This window comes from Parasedimentitalea marina (assembly GCF_004006175.1).
Taxonomy (GTDB): Bacteria; Pseudomonadota; Alphaproteobacteria; order Rhodobacterales; family Rhodobacteraceae; genus Parasedimentitalea; species Parasedimentitalea marina.
In genome coordinates, this window is sequence record NZ_CP033219.1 from 1 (window position 1) to 16,095 (window position 16,095).

At 54.4% G+C, this 16,095-nt stretch carries 12 protein-coding genes; 9 read left to right on the top strand and 3 right to left on the bottom strand.

The features are described 5' to 3' along the window. The 4 genes from dnaA (at position 1) to EBB79_RS00020 (ending at position 4,497) form a co-directional block, all read left to right on the top strand. Positions 1–1,413 (top strand): chromosomal replication initiator protein DnaA, encoded by a 1,413-nt coding sequence (gene dnaA, locus EBB79_RS00005; protein WP_127746868.1) that lies wholly within the window; start codon positions 1–3, stop codon positions 1,411–1,413. 202 nt (positions 1,414–1,615) lie between these two features. Continuing rightward, entirely contained in the window at positions 1,616–2,734 is a 1,119-nt protein-coding gene (gene dnaN / locus EBB79_RS00010) for a DNA polymerase III subunit beta (protein ID WP_127746869.1), read from the top strand. Positions 2,735–2,782: 48 nt separating this feature from the next. Beyond that, a complete protein-coding gene (recF, locus tag EBB79_RS00015; RefSeq protein WP_127746870.1) occupies positions 2,783–3,880 on the top strand; it encodes a DNA replication/repair protein RecF in 1,098 nt (365 codons plus the stop codon). Beyond that, complete coding sequence (locus EBB79_RS00020; protein ID WP_127746871.1) at positions 3,877–4,497, top strand: LysE family translocator; 621 nt, start codon at positions 3,877–3,879, stop codon at positions 4,495–4,497. Before recF ends, EBB79_RS00020 begins: the two co-directional genes overlap by 4 nt. Here EBB79_RS00020 and EBB79_RS00025 read toward each other — a convergent pair. Then, positions 4,494–5,060 (bottom strand): TetR/AcrR family transcriptional regulator, encoded by a 567-nt coding sequence (locus EBB79_RS00025; protein ID WP_238704963.1) that lies wholly within the window; start codon positions 5,058–5,060, stop codon positions 4,494–4,496. The two genes, EBB79_RS00020 and EBB79_RS00025, sit on opposite strands and share 4 nt — an antisense overlap. Positions 5,061–5,178: 118 nt before the next feature. Between EBB79_RS00025 and EBB79_RS00030 the strand changes: the two genes are divergently transcribed. Then, a complete protein-coding gene (locus tag EBB79_RS00030; RefSeq protein ID WP_127746873.1) occupies positions 5,179–5,772 on the top strand; it encodes an NAD(P)H-dependent oxidoreductase in 594 nt (197 codons plus the stop codon). An 84-nt stretch (positions 5,773–5,856) separates the two neighbouring features. Then, the gene (gene gyrB, locus EBB79_RS00035) at positions 5,857–8,274 is read left to right on the top strand and encodes a DNA topoisomerase (ATP-hydrolyzing) subunit B (protein WP_127746874.1); all 2,418 of its coding nucleotides are present in this window, start codon (positions 5,857–5,859) and stop codon (positions 8,272–8,274) included. 207 nt (positions 8,275–8,481) lie between these two features. Here gyrB and EBB79_RS00040 read toward each other — a convergent pair whose 3' ends face one another. Both EBB79_RS00040 and trhO read right to left on the bottom strand, forming a co-directional pair. Then, positions 8,482–10,377 (bottom strand): amidohydrolase, encoded by a 1,896-nt coding sequence (locus EBB79_RS00040; protein WP_127746875.1) that lies wholly within the window; start codon positions 10,375–10,377, stop codon positions 8,482–8,484. 428 nt (positions 10,378–10,805) lie between these two features. Beyond that, positions 10,806–11,705 carry an oxygen-dependent tRNA uridine(34) hydroxylase TrhO gene (gene trhO / locus EBB79_RS00045; protein WP_127750816.1) on the bottom strand — a complete coding sequence of 300 codons (900 nt, stop codon included), beginning with the start codon at positions 11,703–11,705 and terminating at the stop codon, positions 10,806–10,808. A gap of 98 nt (positions 11,706–11,803) precedes the next feature. On the opposite strand from trhO, the gene pncA reads away from it, so the two are divergent. The 3 genes from pncA (at position 11,804) to pncB (ending at position 16,066) form a co-directional block, all read left to right on the top strand. Next, positions 11,804–12,409, top strand: coding sequence for a bifunctional nicotinamidase/pyrazinamidase (pncA, locus tag EBB79_RS00050; protein WP_127746876.1), 606 nt, complete (start codon positions 11,804–11,806; stop codon positions 12,407–12,409). A 59-nt stretch (positions 12,410–12,468) separates the two neighbouring features. Beyond that, positions 12,469–14,709 carry a PAS domain-containing hybrid sensor histidine kinase/response regulator gene (locus EBB79_RS00055; protein ID WP_127746877.1) on the top strand — a complete coding sequence of 747 codons (2,241 nt, stop codon included), beginning with the start codon at positions 12,469–12,471 and terminating at the stop codon, positions 14,707–14,709. A gap of 67 nt (positions 14,710–14,776) precedes the next feature. Further along, entirely contained in the window at positions 14,777–16,066 is a 1,290-nt protein-coding gene (pncB, locus tag EBB79_RS00060) for a nicotinate phosphoribosyltransferase (RefSeq protein WP_127746878.1), read from the top strand. The last annotated feature ends 29 nt before the right edge of the window (positions 16,067–16,095 follow it).

A 16,095-nucleotide genomic window follows, 5' to 3' on the forward strand; every position in this document is an offset into this window, starting at 1 on the left:
ATGACACAAGAAAAATGGAGCCAACTGAGGCAGCGGTTGCTCAAAACGGTCGGTCAAAACAATTATACTACGTGGATTGAACCACTTGAGTTCGATGAGTTGGAAGGGGGAGTGGCTGTATTCCACGTTCCGACTAATTTTATGGGAAACTACGTTAGTCAAAACTTTGCGGATTTGATTCTGCATGAACTCAGCTTGTCCGGTGAGCCGGTGCAGCGTTTGTCGTTCAGGGTTGCTGCCAATTCGCCGGTCCGCCCAGCTCGTTCGGCTGAGCGTGCAGAGGAACCTTTTCAGGAATTGACGGATCAGCACGCTGAGCTGGAGAATCCTACTCAACGTGCTGCCGGTACGGTTGTGAATAAGATGGAAACGCTGCAGGCCGCGCCGCTTGATCCGCGTTTCACATTCGACAGCTTTGTCGTTGGTAAGCCCAATGAGCTGGCCCATGCAGCTGCGCGCCGGGTCGCCGAGGGTGGTCCCGTCACCTTTAATCCGCTGGTGCTGTATGGTGGCGTTGGCTTGGGTAAGACTCACCTGATGCATGCCATCGCCTGGGAGCTGACCGCCCGTAAGCCTGATCTGAATGTCCTGTATCTGTCCGCAGAACAGTTCATGTACCGTTTTGTGCAGGCCTTGCGCGAACGTCGGATGATGGACTTTAAACACCTGTTCCGGTCGGTTGACGTGCTGATGGTGGATGACGTTCAATTCATCGCCGGCAAAGGATCGACCCAGGAAGAGTTCTTTCACACCTTCAACGCGCTGGTGGATCAGAACAAACAGATCATTATTTCAGCCGACCGCGCCCCGGGTGAGATTAAGGATCTGGAAGACAGGGTAAAATCACGTCTGCAGTGTGGTTTGGTGGTTGATCTGCATCCCACTGACTATGAGCTGCGTCTGGGCATTCTGCAAACCAAGGTCAAGCAATACGGCGCCACCTATCCAGGCCTGCAGATCGCTGACGGTGTCCTGGAATTTCTGGCCCACCGTATTTCGACCAATGTGCGTGTGCTTGAGGGTGCTTTGACCCGCCTGTTCGCCTTTGCCTCATTGGTTGGGCGCGAAATTGATATGGACCTGACACAGGATTGTTTGGCCGATGTTCTGCGTGCCTCCGAGCGTAAAATCACGGTCGAAGAAATCCAGCGTAAAGTGTCTGATTACTACAATATCCGTATGTCCGACATCATTGGCCCCAAACGGTTGCGGTCGTTTGCGCGTCCGCGTCAGGTGGCGATGTATCTGTCCAAGCAGCTGACCAGCCGGTCTTTGCCGGAAATTGGCCGCCGTTTTGGTGGTCGTGACCACACGACTGTGATGCACGGCGTTAAGCGCATCGAAGAGCTAAAGCAAACTGACGGACAGATTGCTGAAGACGTCGAAATGCTGCGCCGCGCGCTAGAAGCGTAATTTGTTCTGTATGGACGGCCTCGGGAATTTCCGGGGCCGTTTTTTTGTGCGGTAGGGCAACGATTGGCCGGCAATGGGTGGACATCGGCCTTGTGCCCCTTGACGGGCCGGTCTTTCCGCTGAACAAATTCATGAAAAGCCTTGTGCCGGTTGGTTAAAACGTTAGTTTGCCCTTCCCGGCCATTCGAAGAGGATTGAGGGAATGAAGATCAGTATTGAACGTGGCGCCCTGCTGAAGGCAGTGTCCCAGGCCCAGTCCGTTGTGGAACGCCGCAACACTATCCCGATACTCGCCAATGTCTTGATCGAGGCCGAAGGTGAGCAGGTGCAATTTCGTGCCACCGATCTGGATATCGAAGTGGTCGACAAAGCGATTGCGCAGGTCGAACGCGCCGGGGCTACCACGGTGGCAGCTACGACATTGCACGAGATTGTCCGCAAATTGCCCGATGGGGCCTTGGTTTCCCTGACCGCTGATGCAGCCACCGGGCGATTGACGGTTGAGGCCGGACGGTCCAACTTCTCGCTGGCGACCTTGCCGCGTGAAGATTTCCCAGTGATGGCTTCGTCAGAATACCAGTCCAATTTCACGGCTCCGGCTGGGATGCTGCGTCGGTTGTTTGATAAATCAAAGTTTGCGATTTCGACCGAAGAGACACGGTATTACTTGAACGGTGTCTACATGCACACGGCAGATGGCGCAGACGGTAAGGCCTTGCGTTGTGTGGCAACAGATGGTCACCGTCTGGCGCGCATTGATGCGGATCTGCCTTCCGGTGCGCTGGAAATGCCCGGTGTCATTGTTCCCCGTAAAACCGTGGGCGAGCTGCGTAAGCTGCTGGATGACGACGACATGGAAATCGCAGTTTCGGTGAGCGAGACCAAGGTGCGCTTTGCGACGCCAGACATCACGCTGACCTCAAAGGTGATCGATGGAACCTTCCCCGATTACACACGTGTTATTCCGCAGGGCAACACCCGTCGTCTGGAAGTGGACGCCAAGGAATTTGCGCAGGCTGTGGACCGGGTGGCGACAGTGTCCTCGGAACGGTCGCGCGCTGTGAAGCTACAGCTGGACGAGGACCGGTTGGTTCTGTCAGTCAATGCGCCAGACAGTGGTGCTGCCGAAGAAGAGTTGGCCGTAGCTTATAGCGACGAGCGGCTGGAGATTGGGTTTAACGCCAAATACCTGCTGGAAATTGCCAATCAGGTGGACCGCGAAAATGCGGTATTCATGTTCAACTCTTCAGGTGATCCAACATTGATGCGCGAAGGCAGTGACCAAAGCGCGGTCTATGTTGTGATGCCGATGCGGGTATGATCGCCTGAAGGCGGAAGTCTTATTAGCAAAAAGAAATGAGGCTGGGCGATGTTGGCTCTGACCGCGTTGACCCTGTCTCATTTTCGCTCGCATAAGTGGGCGGAGCTGACACTGGACGGGCGTCCGGTGGCAATTCATGGCGCCAACGGCGCGGGCAAGACCAATATCCTAGAAGCCGTATCCCTGTTTTCGCCGGGCCGCGGATTGCGCCGGGCGGGCGCTGCGGATATGGCGCGCCGCACCGAGGCACTGGGGTGGAAGCTCACCGGGCAATTGCAGGCTCCTAATCAGATCTACGAAATTGACACCTGGTCCGAGGCAGGCGCGGCGCGGCAGGTTCGGATTGACGGCAAAACTGCAAGTCAGATCGCTTTGGGCAAGATCAGCCGGGTGGTATGGCTGATCCCGGCAATGGACCGGTTGTGGATTGAAGCGGCAGAAGGGCGGCGGCGATTTTTGGATCGCATTGTTCTGAGTTTCGATCCGACCCACGCCGAAGCCTCGCTGACCTACGAGAAATCCATGCGCGAGCGGAACCGGCTGTTGAAAGAGCAGGTGCGCGACCCGGCTTGGTATCGTGTGCTGGAATCACAGATGGCCGAGGCTGGCAATCGCCTGCATCAGGCGCGCGTATTGGCGTTGGAGCATTTGCAAGGGGCCCAGGCCGAAGCTGAAACTGCGTTTCCGACGGCTGAACTGGAGTTGATCCAGAGTGAAGGCACTATGCCCGGTAGCCAAGAGGATCTGTGTGAGGCGCTGGCCGAGAGCCGGTTTCGGGATCTGGCCGCTGGCCGCACGTTGGTTGGGCCACACCGCAGTGATCTGATCGGGACTTTTGCAGCCAAGGGCGTACCGGCAAAAGAATGCTCGACCGGAGAGCAAAAGGCCTTGTTGGTCTCGCTAATTTTGGCGAATGCACGGTCGCTGGCACAGCGCGAAGGCGCACCGCCGATGTTGCTGCTGGACGAAGTCACGGCACATTTGGACGCTGAGCGATGTGCGGCACTGTATGATGAGATTTGTGGTTTGCGGGCTCAGGCCTGGATGACCGGGACCGGCCCCGAGCTGTTTTCCGTGTTGGGCGACCGGGCACAGATGTTGCAGGTGACCGAGAACGACGGTTTGTCGCAGGTGCACCAGTCGTGAGCGTCACCGTTTGGGATTTGGTGCTCTACGCTGGCGCGCTGTTTGTTCTGTTTCTGACGCCGGGACCCGTATGGATGGCCCTAATGGCGCGATCGCTATCGGGTGGATTTCATGCGGCTTGGCCACTGGCGGTGGGGGTCGCCAGCGGAGATATTTTGTGGCCGCTGCTGGCGGTTGCTGGCATGGCCTGGTTGACGTCCGAGGTGGAAGGCCTGATGGCCGTGATGCGCTGGGTCGCATGTCTGATGTTCGTGATCATGGGAGTTCTGCTGATCCGCCATGACGCAGACGGTGTGCAGGAAAACAAAAAGCTCACCCGACCAGGGGCCTGGGCGGGTTTTCTGGCAGGGGTGGCAGTGATCCTGGGCAACCCCAAGGCGATCCTGTTTTACATGGGCGTATTGCCCGGCTTTTTTGATCTGTCGGGGCTGACCTGGAAAGATGTGACGGCGATTGTGGTTTTATCGTTCATGGTGCCGCTGGTGGGGAACCTAGTGCTGGCAGGGTTTATCCACCACCTGCGCCAGTTTATTTCTTCATCTGACAGCTTAAAGCGGATCAACATTGTCTCAGGTGGCTTGCTGATCTGTGTAGGGCTGGCGATACCGCTGCTTTAGCTTTTGGGTGCCAGCCAGCTGTGCAGAAACGGTTGCAATGATGTGGCAGGTGAATCTGCGTTGGTGTGCTCCATGCAGAACCACAGTGCTAGGACGTGGTAGAGAAAGGCTTGGATGCCTTCGGACAGGAGTTCGGCAGGGGAGTCATCGCGTACTACACTGGTATGTTGTAGCTCAGTTAGCCAACCGGCGAAGAGGGTGACTTGGCGCACAAGTCCTGCTGTTACCACTTCGTCGATTTCGGCCCCAGTTGAGCCCGAGTAGCGCAATAAGAGTTCGAAAATCACCCGGTCGGTTGCGATGAAGGTGAGCAGGGGGGAAAGACGATCAATGACTTCGTTGATGGTGTTGGGCTGCCCATGTGTCTCCATCTGGTCAAGTTTAGCCATGATCTCGGCGCCGATCAGCACCGCCAGCAATCCATCTTTGTCTTTGAAGTGGGAAAACAGAGTGCCCTTGGCGACGCCTGCCTGTTCTACCACATCTTCGACACGAAGAGCGGAATAGCCCTGAACCGCGACTATTTGCTGTGCAACTTCGATTAACTTTGCACGTGTTTTCAATCGTCTTGGCTGTGGGGCGCGTGTGTTCACGGAAGCGTTACCATTTTAAAATTGACCGCGGTCAATTTATTCCTATATGAAAGTGACCGTAGTCAATTTTACTAATTTGGAGCCGCAAATGTCCAGCCAGAAAATCCTGATCCTGAGTGGTCACCCCGGTGAGACCTCGCTGTCGAAATCTCTTTGCCAAGCCTATATGGACGCAGCCGAGGCGCAAGGCCATGACGTGCGTTTTCATGATTTGTCACAGATGTCGTTTGACATGGATTATGGTCATGCCGGTTATGGGAATACAAAGCCATTGGAGCCGGTCCTGGACGTGTTTCTTGGCGATGTGGAGTGGGCAAATCACATCGTGGTTGCAACGCCGCTGTGGTGGGGGGGGATTCCTGCCAAGCTGAAGGGGCTGTTCGATCGGGCGCTGTTGCCGGGGCGGACCTTTGATACCCGCAACACAAGCTTCATGGGTCTGCCGAAGCCAATGTTGAAAGGCAAAACTGCGCGGGTATTGCTGACCTCGGATACGCCCTCCGTACTTCTGCGGCTCTTCTATGGGAATGCGATAAAGAAAATACTCAGCCGCCAGGTACTGGGATTTGTGGGCATCACGCCGACCAAATTTGCATCGTTTGCGCCTGCGACGGATGCCGCAGAGGCCAAGGTAAAGGTCTGGTTGGATCAAGCGGCTCGGCTTGGTGCCAAAGCAGCTTGATTTTGCCTATTAAAATCGAGCGATTTGCGTGACAACCCTGCTCGGATTCCGTATAAATTCCCAAAGTTTAAGAGGAAGTCGCGAATGTCCGGAACCGAGCAAGCCCCCGCAGAATATGGCGCGGATTCCATTAAAGTTCTCAAAGGCTTGGAGGCGGTCCGAAAACGACCCGGTATGTACATCGGTGACACCGACGATGGCTCGGGTTTGCACCATATGGTCTACGAAGTTGTTGATAATGGTATCGACGAAGCCCTCGCCGGTCATGCCGACGCTGTGACAGTGAAAATCCATGCGGATTCATCGGTTTCGGTCAGCGATAACGGACGCGGAATTCCAGTTGATATTCACTCGGAAGAAGGCGTGTCCGCTGCCGAAGTGATCATGACCCAATTACACGCCGGCGGTAAATTCGACAGCAACTCGTACAAGGTGTCCGGGGGCCTGCACGGGGTTGGCGTATCGGTGGTAAACGCGCTGTCAGTCTGGCTGGAACTGCGCATCTGGCGCAACGGCAAAGAACACGTTGCCCGGTTTGAACACGGCGATACAGTGGAGCATCTGAAAGTCGTGGGTGAATGTGGTGATCGGACCGGTACCGAGGTGCGCTTCATGGCCTCGACAGACACATTCAGTAATCTCGAATATGTTTTTGAAACCCTGGAAAAGCGTCTGCGCGAATTGGCGTTTCTGAATTCGGGTGTCAAAATCATCCTGATCGACGAACGTCCAGCCGAACGGCTTGAAACCGAGTTGGTTTACGAAGGCGGCGTCAAAGAATTTGTAAAATACCTGGACCGCCACAAGTCGGCCGTCATGGAAACACCGATTTACATCATCGGAGAGCGTGACGACATCGTGGTGGAAATCGCCATGTGGTGGAACGACAGTTACCACGAAACGGTGCTGCCCTTTACCAACAACATTCCACAGCGCGATGGCGGCGCCCACGTCGCTGGATTTCGCGGTGCGCTGACCCGTACCATAAACAACTACGCCCAAAGCTCGGGTATCGCCAAGCGTGAGAAAATCAGTTTCACCGGTGATGATGCGCGCGAGGGTCTGACCTGCGTGTTGTCGGTCAAAGTGCCGGACCCGAAATTCTCATCGCAGACCAAGGACAAACTGGTCAGTTCCGAAGTACGCCCCGCCGTCGAAGGCATGGTGAACGAAAAACTGGCCGAGTGGTTCGAAGAAAACCCCGCGCAGGCCAAGCAGATCGTTGGTAAAATTATCGAGGCCGCCCACGCGCGTGAGGCCGCCCGCAAAGCGCGGGAGTTGACCCGGCGCAAGACAGCGATGGATGTGAACTTCCTGGCAGGTAAGCTGAAAGACTGTTCCGAGAAAGACCCGTCAAAAACCGAAGTCTTCCTGGTGGAGGGTGACTCGGCTGGGGGCTCGGCGCAGACAGGTCGTGACCGGCAGACACAGGCGATCCTGCCGCTGAAAGGTAAGATCCTGAACGTTGAACGGGCTCGGTTCGACCGGATGCTGGGCAGCCAAGAGATCGGCAACCTGGTGATGGCGCTCGGAACCGGCATTGGCCGTGACGAATTCAACATTGAAAAGTTGCGTTACCACAAGATCGTCATCATGACCGATGCGGATGTTGACGGAGCGCATATCCGAACCCTGCTGCTGACCTTCTTCTTCCGGCAGATGCCCGAGTTGATCGAGGGGGGCTATCTCTATATTGCGCAGCCGCCACTGTACAAGGTCAGCCGCGGCAAGTCCGAAAGATACCTGAAAGATCAGGCGGAAATGGACAACTATCTGGTCAACCAGGGTGTCGAAGGCGCCGTGCTACGGCTGGGAACCGGTGAAGAACTTGCCGGTCAGGATCTGACCCGTGTCGTTGATGAGGCACGGAAACTGAAGCGGGTTTTAGATGCATTTCCAACCCATTACCCGCGCCATATTCTGGAACAGGCAGCGGTGGCTGGTGGTTTCGTACCAGGTGCTGTGGACGCGGATTTGCAGGGCGTGGCTGACAAAGTTGCGACGCGGTTGAACCAGATCGCGTTGGAATATGAACAAGGTTGGCAGGGTCGCATCACTCAGGACCACGGTATCCGTCTGGCCCGCATCCTGCGCGGCGTCGAGGAAGTCCGCACCCTGGACGGTCCAATGCTACGCTCGGGCGAGGCGCGCAAAGCTGGCAGTTTCACCAAGGGCTTGCAAGAGGTTTACTCGGCCACTGCAACGCTAGTACGTCGTGATCGCAATCAGGCCATTCATGGCCCACTGGGACTGCTTAAAGCGATTTTGGACGAGGGCGAAAAAGGGTTATCGTTGCAACGTTACAAGGGCTTGGGTGAAATGAATCCAGACCAGCTGTGGGAAACCACTCTGGACCCGGATGCGCGGACTTTGTTGCAGGTGCGGGTGGATGATCTGGTCGAAGCCGATGACCTGTTCACCAAGCTGATGGGGGATGTGGTCGAACCACGTCGGGAGTTCATCCAGAAAAACGCGTTGAGCGTCGAAAATCTGGATTTCTGATTTAGTATTGGGACAAGCATTGTTTTGCGCATCGACCAAAGATTTGCGCAAATGCTCCGTAGGCATGTCGCTAGACTGGGTTGGTTGGATCGTGACCCATGCTGCTGGCGCAGAAACTCGACACAAAAGACGGACAACGGACTTTCGCTGCGCGGACTACTAATGTCCGCAAAACGAAAGTCCGCCGCCACTCTCATATTTTCAGAACTACCCGTGAGAGTGGACTGAGCGAATGGCGTGCTCCATTGCGGCCTTGGCAAATTCGGTTCTGTTGATCCCGGATGGTGTCGGGTCCAACAAGGCCTTTCGTCCATCGGCATCTCCGGTCTGAATTTTCCGGCCCTCCATGACAGTCCCCCAAACACCGACGTCTTTGATCTTGGTTGCCTCAACCGTCAGGGGGTTTTCGTCCAGAATTGTAAAATTCGCGAGTTTTCCGGGTTCGATACTGCCTCGTTCCTGCTCCAGTCTGAGCGAATAGGCCGCATCAAGTGTCACACCACGCAGGGCTCCCTCGCGGGAAATGCTCTGATTTTCGCCTGCTATACGCCCTGAACTGGTGATCCTATTGACCGCACACCACATCAAAAACAAAGGATCCGCCGGAGCCATAGGCATGTCGGAATGCAGTGAATAGGAAATACCCGCACGTTCGACATCACCCAGACGGACCATTTGATCTGCCCGTTCTGGCCCAAGCCCGGTTTCGCTGTACTGATCGGCCAAAGCGGACACATAATATGGGTTGGCGCTTACAATTGCGCCAAGCTGTTTGATGCGATCAACCTGATCTGGGGCACTGACTGCAAAATGGACAATTGTTGTGCGATGGTCGATCCGTGGATTAGGTTTCAGGTTGGTTTCAAGGGCATTGAGCACGCGATCTAGTCCAGCATCCCCGTTTACGTGAATATGGATTTGATAGCCGGCGTTCCAGTAAATCCTGAAAGTACGATCAAACAGGTCTTCATCCATCATCCACTCGCCGTGGTAATCGCCAATATAGGGCTCTCGCAGTTGCATCGCGAGCGAATAAATCGCTCCATCTGCAAACAACTTTACTGATCCCTGCGCTAAGTGGGTCATCCCGTTGTACCAGCTTTCTAGCTTTTCGGTTTCGGCAATGACCTGTGCATCGTCCGCATAGGTTTCCGCCAAGGTTTTACCGTCGGCCATAAACGACCAGCGGAACGGCATTGACGAGTCGGACATTACCGAATTCACCGTGTCCTGCACCGGTTTGGCCAATATTCCACCGGGCTCATTGCCAAAGGTGATCCCCTTTGAATGCATGTAATCGCGCATCACAATCGCGCCTTCACGAAATTTGTCAGGGTCAGCGACCATAGGAGCGATGTAAGGCAGGACAGAGAACATTCCTTGCTCCCAAAAGTGACCTTCCACAAAACTAGATTGCGCTTGGGCCGATGTGCTCCAGCCATCCATCAGGTCTTGGGTGACACCAGCCTGAGCAAGAGCGAACGAGTTGAGTACAAATTCGTGGCAGGACCGCAGCCAGATGATAACTGGGCGGGTTGTGCTGATTTCGTCCAGATCGCTGCGCGTAAGGGTGCCGTAAAATGCAGCGTGATACCCCCAGCTGAACAACACTGACTCGGCTGTATCAAGGCTCCCTTCGGCGCTCGCCAATCGCTGCATGAAATCTGCTTTGTCTTTCAACGCAGGCACTGTTCCCGTGGGCAGCTCCCAATCTTCGATCGACAGGATTTCGGACGACATTGAGAGAGCGGCAAGTAGCGGGTGCGCGTGTTGAGCAATAAAGCCAGGAACAATCACTTTGTCTTGGAACGTTGTGTCCATTTCATAGGGCAGATCCCCGACAGCGGCTTTCACCTCGTCAAGCGTTCCACAGGCCAAAATGCGGTCGTTTGCAACGGCGACAAAGTCGGCGGATGGGCGCGAGGGATCAAGTGTGACGATTTCGCGGGCGGAGTAAACCGTAACGAGGTCATTGGCGCTCATCAGCCGTCCAAGATCAGAAAGAGACGATGTATTCGCCAAGGCGACAGCGGCAGGAGAGATTAAAAAGGTGGCGCTCAAAAGCCCGGTTCGTAAGAAAGCTCTGCGGTTCAAATTGTCCATTGTACTGCCTTCCAGTCTATCAATATGGGTAAAGGATGCCGGAAAGTTGGGGTGAATGCTAGGGTAATAGCACAATCAGGAATTGCACAGCCATTACCCCAGTAAGGAAACCCGCCATTCGCTGCGACCCGCATCAAGAACGGCAACGGGCTGTTTATTACCTGAGGGTTCTACTGGTTCAGTGGAATGATACAGAGACGCCATTGCCAAGGGACTGCGCATGCTTCATGAGCGGCAGCCCCTTTCCAAAATCCGAAAATGTGGATTGAATCGCCAAGCGCGTAGGGGCGAAAATTGAGACAACTTTTGGTGCCGATACGCAAAGCTATGGCGAGTCTTTGTGCAAATCTTTCGCGCGAGATTGCTTCGATAATGCAGATGGACAAAAGGCCGACTTACAGGGCGGCCTTTTCTTGCTTATCCTGAACTCAACCCAAGTGACTTTCACCGCGTTCTTTGGCCAGTTGAATTTGTTTTTGACGTTCGCGAAACCGCGTTTTGTCTGCGTCGGATGTTTCATCAATGCATTGGTGGCAGGATACACCCAGCTCAAACGCCGGATGTCTGGTGTCTTCGGGCACAAGTGGGCGACGGCAGCCGTGGCAGAGTTGATGTGGTCCAACTTTTAGCCCGTGTCCCACCGACACACGATTATCGAAAACGTAACAGTCACCCTGCCAGGTGCTGTCTTCAACGGGGGTTTCTTCCAAGTAGCGCAGAATGCCGCCCTTTAGATGATAGACGTCCTCGATGCCTTGGCCGATCAGGAAGTTGGTCGACTTTTCACAGCGAATGCCGCCGGTGCAGAACATCGCGACCCGCTTGTTGTGGAACCGGTCCTTATTGTTTTCCCACCAAGCGGGAAACTCGCGGAATGATGCCGTTTTGGGATCAATGGCCCCTTCAAACGTACCAATGCCGACCTCATAATCGTTTCGGGTGTCAATCACCACCACGTCATCTGATTGGATCAGATCATTCCATTCTTGTGGTTCTACATAGTGACCAACATGCGCCTTGGGATCCACATTAGGCTGCCCCATGGTGACGATCTCTTTTTTCAGCCGGACCTTCATTTTTCCAAATGGGGCCTCTTCGCTTGTCGCTTCCTTCCATTCCAGGTTGGCACACCCGGGCAGAGCCTTGATATGGGCCAGCACCGCATCAATCCCTGAGCGTGACCCGGCAATTGTGCCGTTGATCCCTTCGCGCGCCAAAAGCAAAGAGCCCTTGACGTTGTGCGTCAGGCACTGATCCAACAGAGCGGGCTTGATGGTCGCCGTGTCAGAAAACTGGGTGAAGTGATAGAGAGCGCATATAACATACATATAGCAGCGAATAGTTCGGAGGCGCGGTAGTTTCAAGGCTCACGTTGACCTGAGTGCTGCCTTTGCCTAGGCCAGAGGGGACAGAACGGGAGAACAATATGACCAAGGCCCTTATCATTATCGACGTACAGAATGACTTTTGCCCCGGCGGCGCACTGGCCGTGTCGGGGGGCGACGACATCGTACCGGTCATCAACGGCATGATGGCAGATTTTGACGCTGTGATTCTGACACAGGACTGGCACCCCAGTGGGCACTCGTCGTTTGCTTCATCTCATAGTGGAAAAGTACCGTTTGATACAACCCCAATGCCATACGGGCTGCAGGTGTTATGGCCAGACCATTGTGTTCAGGGCACGGAAGGGGCCGCATTTCATGCTGACCTTCAAGTTAATGCAGATATGATTATCCGAAAAGGGTATCGCCCCGAAATCGACAGCTACTCTGCCTTTTACGAAAATGACCAGACAACGCCAACCGGGTTGCAGGGTTACTTAAACGAGCGTGGTATCAAGGACTTGACTTTAGTTGGTCTGGCCACGGACTTCTGTGTCGCATTTTCCGCACTTGATGCTATTCGACTTGGATTTCGGGTTAGGGTTGAATTGTCGGCCTGTCGCGCAATCGACATGGACGGATCTCTGAACGTTGCATTGGATAAAATGAAGAATGCCGGGGTGGTACTGGACATGACCGAAGTGTAAAATGTTAACACCCTAAAGTTAGGCATGTCATGACGTGGTAACAGCACATAGGCAAAACGATGACTGAACTGGGAGGTGCATCCTCGGGCGCGTCGACCGACTATCATCGGATCTACAACCCAACGAACTTACTGTTGCGCTATGCAAAAGGACGCATTCGGCATTTCGCCTATCGTCAGATATTTGCTGTCGCTAACGGTATTATTCTTTGGTTTCTAGTTTCGCCTGGTGTCGGGCTGCTGGCGATGACCCTCGTTTTCCTAGGTGATGTCGCCGATTGTATATTACTGCGATATATCCCGATTATGTTTGCCCGTGGACACTCCTTTTACAAGCTGTCCATTCTCACGGGGGTCACGGCGGGGATACAGGCGTTAACTGCGGCAGTATGCGTCTGGCTCTCCTGGTATGCACAGCACGATGATGCTGAGCCTCTATTTGCGTTGGGGTTGTTGATAAGCGCGACGATCAATGCCGGAATGGTCCTGCCATATAACCCTGTCGCCGGGTACGTGCGATTAACGGTATATGGACTGACACCGATGGCTATTTTAGCCGGCGAAGTATTCGGTACCTTTGAAAGTGACGATCATATTCACATGAACCTGGCTGGGCTGGCCATGCTCTACATGATGATGATGTGGATGCAGAACTTTATGAATGGAAACTTTCACCGGACCCGGCTGCATTTGAAAGATCAGTTCGAGCAACGCCAGCAACTGGAAGTCTCCAACGCATTATTGCAGGAACAACAAGAGCAGGCGAGGCGCCTTGCTCTGGTGGCTGAGCACGCTTACGATAGTGTGTTTCTGATTGACCGGGAAGACAAGATTTCCTGGGTCAATGACTCCTTTACCAGGATCACTGGCTATACCTACTCCGAGGCGGTTGGGCGTACTCCTTGTGAGCTATTGGGAACTAAAGACCCAGATTCTGAAGAGGCCAGTTTGTTGCTGGGAAATCGGGCAAAAGGTCTTCCATTTCAAATTGAGATTCAAAGCCGTCGTAAGGATGGTTCGCTGATCTGGATAGAGACCAACCAAGTTCCGGTGCGGGGGTATAATGGTGAAATCGAAACCGTTGTTGCGGTTGAACGCGATGTGACGGCGGCACACCTTCATGCACAAGAGATGGAGGAGGCGCGGATCGCTGCTGAGGAAGGTGAGCGGACGAAGGCTGAATTTCTTGCGACGATGAGCCATGAAATCCGCACACCGATGAATGGTGTTATTGGCATGGCACAGATGCTTGAAGGCACCTCCCTGGACGCAGAGCAACAGTTGTACACGGGTACTATCTTAAGCTCTTCCAAAACGCTGCTGGCCCTTATCAATGACGTGTTGGATCTGTCTAAACTGGACGCCAACAAGGTGTCATTCTCCAGCGTAGATTTTGATATCCACGAGAGTTTTGAGGAAACATTGCGTCTATTGCAGCCGCAAGCATGGGGAAAGGGGCTGACCCTTGCCTTGGACATTTCTGAGACGGCCCCAAAAAACGTGCACGGTGATGATCGTCGAATTCGTCAAATTCTGTTGAACCTGGTTGGGAACGCGATCAAATTCACCGACACTGGTGAGGTGAGGGTGACGTTAAAGATCAAACCTCAAGGTGATGCTCTGGCCTTAAGTTTTTCTGTAAAAGACACCGGAATCGGAATCCCCGAGAACAAGCTAGATCGTATTTTTGAACATTTCTCACAGGCGGAGGCCGCCACAACCCGCAGGTACGGTGGGACCGGACTTGGGCTCGCGATTTCACGTAAACTGACCAATGCCATGGGCGGCGAGATCACTGTTACCTCGGATGTTGGCGTTGGGACCTGTCTGACAGTCACGCTTGAACTGGAGGCTGCTAAAACGGTGGGCGACAGCGGTGAGGACACCAAGGTTGCAAAAGTTTTGATCCCATCGGTTCCTTCCGGGATGCGGATTCTTGTCGCTGAAGACAACAAAGTAAATCGGCTGGTGATGAAGAAGTTCCTGCGCGATGTCCCCATCGAGTTGGAGTTTGCGCATAATGGCAGTGAAGCTGTGGAAAAGGTGCAGGAGAATAGACCGCACCTGGTGTTCATGGATATGTCTATGCCAGTGATGAGTGGCCTTGATGCCACCCGCGTCATTCGCAACAGCGGAGGGGCCCAGCCGGTGATCGTCGCGCTGACCGCCAATGCCTTTGAAAGCGACCGTAAGGCCTGCCTGCAGGCCGGTATGGACGAGTTTTTGAGTAAACCCCTGAACCGCAATGACCTACTTGCAGTACTGCAGCGATATGGCGAAGCGGACAACCCCAGGTCCTAGTGCTGATTTTCTTGCCCCCGCCGCTGCGCTGGCTTATCAACCAGTGAACTAACGAATGAGGTCGCCGGTGGATATTGCAACCCGGGTCTATAATCATAAGTGGAAGATTGATCCGATCGTGCGATCGTTGATTGATACTGATTTCTATAAATTGTTGATGTGCCAGTCCGTCTTCCGCAACAAGCCGGACACGCAGGTAAGGTTCTCGCTGATTAACCGCTCAATCAAGGTGCCATTGGCCGACCTGATTGACGAGGGCGAATTGCGCGAGCAGTTGGACCACATTCGGACACTGACGCTGTCACGGGGCGAAAGCACCTGGCTGCGCGGCAATACGTTCTATGGCAAACGGCAGATGTTTCGGCCTGACTTTATGGAATGGTTCGAAGGATTGCGCCTGCCTCCGTATCACCTGGAGCGCCGGGGGGATCAGTACGAGCTCACGTTTGAAGGCAGCTGGCCCGAAGTGATGCTGTGGGAAATCCCGGCATTGGCAGTGTTGATGGAATTGCGCAGCCGCGCGGTATTGAACCGGCTTGATCGGTTCGAACTGCAGGTTCTCTATGCCCGCGCCATGACCAAAGTCTGGGAGAAAATTGAACGGCTACGTCAAATTGATGGGCTGAGCATCGCTGACTTTGGCACCCGTCGCCGACACTCATTCCTGTGGCAGGACTGGTGCGTTCAGGCGATGAGCGAGGGGTTGGGGTCTAAGTTCACCGGCACCTCGAACTGCAAAATTGCGATGCGCCGCGAGCTGGAGGCGATTGGCACCAACGCACATGAGTTGCCGATGGTTTATTCAGCGCTGGCCGAAGATGATGCAGCCCTGGCGCAGGCTCCCTATGATGTGATGGCGGATTGGCGCGAGGAACACGAAGGCAATCTGCGCATCATTTTGCCGGATACCTATGGCACCAAGGGTTTTCTGGATCATGCACCCGAATGGCTGAACCAATGGACCGGTATCCGCATCGACAGTGGTGATCCGGCAACCGCCGCTGAGATTGCGATCAACTGGTGGCAAGAGCGCGGCGAAGATCTCAGCCAGAAGCGCGTGATTTTCTCGGATGGGCTGGACGTCGACAAAATCGCGGAACTACATGCGAAATTTTCTGACCAGGTGAATGTTTCCTTCGGCTGGGGTACGCTTTTAACCAACGATTTTCGCGGGTTGGTTCCGGATAAGGGATTGGCACCGTTCTCTTTGGTGTGCAAAGCCGTTTCTGCCAATGGCCGCCCAACGGTGAAGCTGTCGGATAACCCGGAAAAAGCAATGGGCCCCGCGGGTGAGATTGAACGCTACAAACGCGTGTTTGGCGTCGGCGAACAAGATCGGCAGCGGGTGATTGTATAACCACCCGGCCCAATGCTTTCTAACCGCAA

Bases quoted from the DNA above. Each gene is read 5' to 3' on its own strand.
- recF (WP_127746870.1), top strand. From the start codon at position 2,783: ATGTTGGCTCTGACCGCGTTGACCCTGTCTCATTTTCGCTCGCATAAG.
- EBB79_RS00040 (WP_127746875.1), bottom strand. From the start codon at position 10,377: ATGGACAATTTGAACCGCAGAGCTTTCTTACGAACCGGGCTTTTGAGC.
- trhO (WP_127750816.1), bottom strand. From the start codon at position 11,705: ATGTATGTTATATGCGCTCTCTATCACTTCACCCAGTTTTCTGACACG.
- EBB79_RS00055 (WP_127746877.1), top strand. From the start codon at position 12,469: ATGACTGAACTGGGAGGTGCATCCTCGGGCGCGTCGACCGACTATCAT.
- pncA (WP_127746876.1), top strand. From the start codon at position 11,804: ATGACCAAGGCCCTTATCATTATCGACGTACAGAATGACTTTTGCCCC.
- dnaN (WP_127746869.1), top strand. From the start codon at position 1,616: ATGAAGATCAGTATTGAACGTGGCGCCCTGCTGAAGGCAGTGTCCCAG.
- gyrB (WP_127746874.1), top strand. From the start codon at position 5,857: ATGTCCGGAACCGAGCAAGCCCCCGCAGAATATGGCGCGGATTCCATT.
- dnaA (WP_127746868.1), top strand. From the start codon at position 1: ATGACACAAGAAAAATGGAGCCAACTGAGGCAGCGGTTGCTCAAAACG.
- EBB79_RS00030 (WP_127746873.1), top strand. From the start codon at position 5,179: ATGTCCAGCCAGAAAATCCTGATCCTGAGTGGTCACCCCGGTGAGACC.